Here is a 319-nt window from a genome sequence, read left to right as displayed (position 1 = left end):
CGCCGAGGTCTCGACCGTGACAGGAATAGCCGCCGAAGGCTGGCTGGTATTGCCGGCGGCATCGGTGACCGTGGTGGTGATGCTGTGGCTGCCGTCGGCCAGGGCCGGCAGGGTGCTGCTCCAGCTGCCGTCGCTGCCGGCAGTGACTGTGCCGATGACTTTACCGTTGTCCAGAATGGTGACGGTGTCGCCGGCTGCCGCGGTCCCTTTCAGGATCGGGGTAGAGTCATTTGTCTCCGCTCCGGACAGGTTATTACCGTTACCGTCGGTCAGTTCGACATCACCGGCTTCTGCCGGCGCCGTGGTCTCGACCGTGACA

General features: G+C 64.6%; 1 protein-coding gene. It reads right to left on the bottom strand.

Translation table 11 applies throughout. The annotated features are described in order from the left end of the window. The coding region (locus tag GTPT_RS16615) for an Ig-like domain-containing protein (RefSeq protein ID WP_038011960.1) at positions 1-319 on the bottom strand (319 nt) is incomplete at both ends.

Source organism: Tatumella ptyseos ATCC 33301 (genome assembly GCF_000735525.1).
GTDB lineage: Bacteria > Pseudomonadota > Gammaproteobacteria > Enterobacterales > Enterobacteriaceae > Tatumella > Tatumella ptyseos.
The sequence above is the reverse complement of the archived record's forward strand: the minus strand, read 5'-3'. Positions and strand labels throughout refer to the sequence as shown.